Source organism: Priestia sp. P5_B4, from assembly GCF_056400385.1.
In genome coordinates, this window is sequence record NZ_JBFULJ010000333.1 from 1 (window position 1) to 3,945 (window position 3,945).

Below are 3,945 nucleotides of genomic sequence, written 5' to 3' on the forward strand. Positions count from 1 at the left end.
TGGTAATATGATAACTTTTTGACAGCTGAAATGTTTCAGCAAGCTGTCTGCGTCCTTGCGCTCCTTGTTCGCGTACATACTCTAATTCGTTTGGTGTAAGAAGCTTCATGCTAATCAGTTTAATAGATTCGTAAGGTAAAGAGAGGCTAGCTGAAACAGAAGGAGACTGAACGCCTAGCAATACACCAATTTCTCCATTTTCATTTACAAAATGAGACGGTACGTCCAAATCAGTAAATTCAATTGAAAGAATATCGTGCTTCATGAATAGTTCTAGCATATTAAGATGAGCGGCAGCATTTTGACTCATTTGATAAAGAAGGTCAAATGCCCAGTGATCCTGAATATCAGATACAGGTCCGCGCAGAGATTCATCATCGCATTCGATATAGAATTCTAAACCTTTTCCTTGCTTTCGGCTCTTTTCTTCGGGGGATTGAAACGGATCGGACAAGCCGTCACTTGCGAGAATAACCGTCTCTGTTTTTTGAACGCGAATAAATGTTTGACGTCCAGATGGCCAAGCAGGCCCGCCAAAAAACATGGGATTTAACAAATGAGTTAATACGTCTCCGTCTACATGTCCAATTGTGTTCCAGTAGTCTTTTCTTTTTGAGATTGATTCCTCAAGAACACGCTCTACTTCTTTTTCATGCTTCTTTTGCTTCCACTTTAAAAATAATGACAAGTATCCTACACCTCTTTACGACTTCATAGTACCCAATATATACCTCATTAAGGGAACTCGTAAACCATTATTTAGTGCATAAAAGTAAATTATTCCTTTAAATTATAAAATCCCCAAATTTTTCTTAAGAAATCATAGAATTTTGTCTTTAATAAATCAGTTGAAAAATCAAATAAGCCACATACACGGCCTGTGCGAAAAATAAAAAACCCCAAAAGCGTGCTGAAAGATGGGTAAGCTGCTTTAAACTCGTAGCGTCACCTGCATCGTGTGGATATTTGATGCTTAACACAAAAATAATAAAGGCAGAAAATAGAGATTCTACAAGTAACAGCGCACCAACAAACATCATGCTGTAGCGCGTAAGCTGTGGGTCTTGTAAATAATAAATACCTCCGAGGATCAAACCGATAGAAAAAAGCCATACAATTCCGTATCCGTTACGTACCCAAAGCAGTAAATTAATAACAACCACACTTCCTAACCCGTAAAAAAGCCAGTCGTAGTGATGGTGAACGAGCAGGTAGAAAAACAAATAAGCCATTGCTGAGCTGAACGGGTAGCCGGCTAAAGCAATAATGACGCGCGGCAGCCATCCACGGGATCCCGCGTAGGTGGCAGTCACAGCTACGCCTTCATTATTGGTATACAGCTCAATGCGATTGACGCCTTTTCCGACAATAAGCCCCATTAACGCGTGGCCATCTTCATGAAACATCGTATTTAAATTTGAAAAATAACGTCCAATATGCCGAAGCAGCTGATTAATGCTAGGAGCAAATGAACCTATAAATGGAATGCCTCTTGTTAGCACAAAAGCTAATAAAATAAATAAGAAAAGCGTAGTAGATTGTTCCATCGCGATAGTCCTTTTCGTAAAATGATATGTTTCTACTTTACTCGCAAACGTGCTAAAAGGGAAATAAAACGGCTAGTTTCTCTAGGAAAAGAGAAGCTGGGAAATTTACATAATATTAATGTTAACAGACCTGACACATTCATTGACCAGCTTATTCCAAATTTTATATTCTAAACAGATATAAGAAACGAGGAGATGGTTGAATGAAAGATACGTGGAACGCATTTGTAGACAGTGATCTTTACGTACCTCCAACGGGAACGGGAATGTTAAATAACTTGAGTTTTGCGTTAAAAGACGTATTTGATGTACAAGGACATATATCAAGTGCGGGAAATCCAGATTGGCTCGCCACGCATCAGCCTGCAAGTGAACATGCAGACGTAGTAGCTGCTCTTTTAAAAGAAGGAGCTGCGCTAAAGGGAGTTACGCATACTGACGAGCTTATGTACGGATTAAATGGAGAAAACGCGCATTACGGAACACCGGTAAACCCAAAAAGCGCAGATCGAATTCCGGGAGGTTCTTCAAGCGGATCAGCGGTTGCTGTCGCAGCGGGAATAACTGATTTTGCGATTGGAACAGATACGGGAGGATCGGTTCGAATTCCTTCAAGCTACTGCGGTATTTTCGGGTATCGTCCTTCTCACGGACGCATTTCTACAAACGGTCTGATTCCACTGGCTCCTAGCTTTGATACAGTTGGTGTAATGGCTAGAGACGGCCACACTCTGCAAAAAGTAGGAGCGGTTTTATTGAATTCAGCGTCGCGTGCTAATGGATTTACACGGCTGTATGTACCAACATATGTGATGGAACTTGTGGATGAACAAAGCATGCGAGCTCTTGCGCCCTCTATTAACCACGTAATGGAGTCTTTTTCTACTATAGAAGAAATAGCGATTGCTCCTCAGGGTTTTTCTACATATATGGAAACTTTCCGTTTGCTGCAAGGAAAAGAAATCTGGCAAACGCACGGAGAGTGGATTCAAAAAGAAAATCCAACCTTTGGAGAAGACATCGGAAGCCGCTTTCAATGGGCCAGCACTCTTACATTATTAAATATGAATTATATAGAAGAAAAGCGTCGTGAACTTCGCTATTTTATGTACTCACAGCTTGGAGAAGAAGGAATATTAGTACTTCCTACAGCTCCAGGACCCGCGCCTGTAAAAGATGTAAAAGGACCGGAATTAGAAAACAGAAGATTGCGAACACTTCAAATGACGTGTATTGCCGGCCTGAGCGGTCTTCCCCAAGTTACGATACCTGCAGGAGAACTAGACGGTTTGCCAGTCGGTTTATCTTTTATTGCAGGATACAACCAAGATGAAAAATTATTAAATTGGGTAAAAGAAAACAGCGGTCGTATCATTCAAGCATCGGTAAGGAGCGTATCATGAAGTTAGTAAATATAATAGAGCAAGGGAAAGAACAAGCAGCTATTTTAGATAATGACAGCATTCTGCTTATAGAAGATATCAATACTAAATATTTAACAAACTGGTCTACAACAATTTGGGATCTTATTCAATATAAAGAACTTCGCCACCTTGAAACATGGTACGCCCATAATAAATTTGGTATGAACAGCTCTTTTCCCGTACTACACTTGCAGGGCAGAAAAACAGCTCCTATCATTAGTAATCCGTCGAAATTATTAGGCATTGGATTTAATTATGCGGCTTCTGAAGAAAAACTAAAAGACTACGACCGTGCCATTGATCCAGTTAGTTTTTTAAAACCCGCAACCGCCATTATTGGACCAGATGACAGCATTCGTATTCCAAAGCAGTCCTACAAAACAACGGCTGAAGCGGAACTAGCGGTGGTAATCGGCGAAACGTGTAAGGATATAGAGCCAGATGAAGCCATAAACGTAATTGCTGGTTATACGTCAGCAATTGACGTAACCGCAGCTGATATTCATGCGGCGAATCATCGTTACTTAATGCGAGCGAAAAGCTTTGATACCTTTTGCAGTATAGGCTCAGAATTTATCACAAAAGAAAGTATATCAAACGTAAAATCACTTCAAGTGCGCACATTGCTAAATGGAGACATGCAGCATGAAAATACAGTGTCTAATATGATTTACGACATCGCATACTGTGTTTCATTTTTCTCAAAAGTCATGACGCTGCATCCAGGTGACATCATCCTCACCGGAACGCCGGGACCGGCTGTTATTGAAGACGGAGACTGTATTGAATGTCATATTGAAGGGATGCTTCCATTAAAAAATAAAGTAAAAGATATGAAGAAAGTGCCTCAGCAAATCTAAGAAGAAAACCCGTTGCCTACACGCACGGGTTTTTGAGCAGAAACGAATATCTTCACACTCAGTTCACAATTAGTAGATATACTAATTAAAAGAGACAGCTGCGGTATCATATAC

The 3,945-nt window shown here is 40.4% G+C and carries 4 protein-coding genes; 2 read left to right on the forward strand and 2 right to left on the reverse strand.

Annotated features, from left to right (window positions below):
• Both AC1DRF_RS18675 and AC1DRF_RS18680 read right to left on the reverse strand, forming a co-directional pair.
• The coding region (locus AC1DRF_RS18675) for a hypothetical protein (RefSeq protein WP_477741371.1) at nt 1-688 on the reverse strand (688 nt) is incomplete at its 3' end.
• A 148-nt stretch (nt 689-836) separates the two neighbouring features.
• A complete protein-coding gene (locus AC1DRF_RS18680) occupies nt 837-1,547 on the reverse strand; it encodes a M50 family metallopeptidase (RefSeq protein ID WP_034653933.1) in 711 nt (236 codons plus the stop codon).
• A gap of 203 nt (nt 1,548-1,750) precedes the next feature.
• Here AC1DRF_RS18680 and AC1DRF_RS18685 point away from each other — a divergent pair, with 203 nt between their 5' ends.
• Nucleotides 1,751-2,950, forward strand: a complete 1,200-nt coding sequence (locus AC1DRF_RS18685; protein WP_477741372.1) for an amidase — start codon at nt 1,751-1,753, stop codon at nt 2,948-2,950.
• Nucleotides 2,947-3,831, forward strand: coding sequence for a fumarylacetoacetate hydrolase family protein (locus AC1DRF_RS18690; RefSeq protein ID WP_162213720.1), 885 nt, complete (start codon nt 2,947-2,949; stop codon nt 3,829-3,831). The genes AC1DRF_RS18685 and AC1DRF_RS18690 overlap by 4 nt, the downstream gene beginning before the upstream one ends.
• The last annotated feature ends 114 nt before the right edge of the window (nt 3,832-3,945 follow it).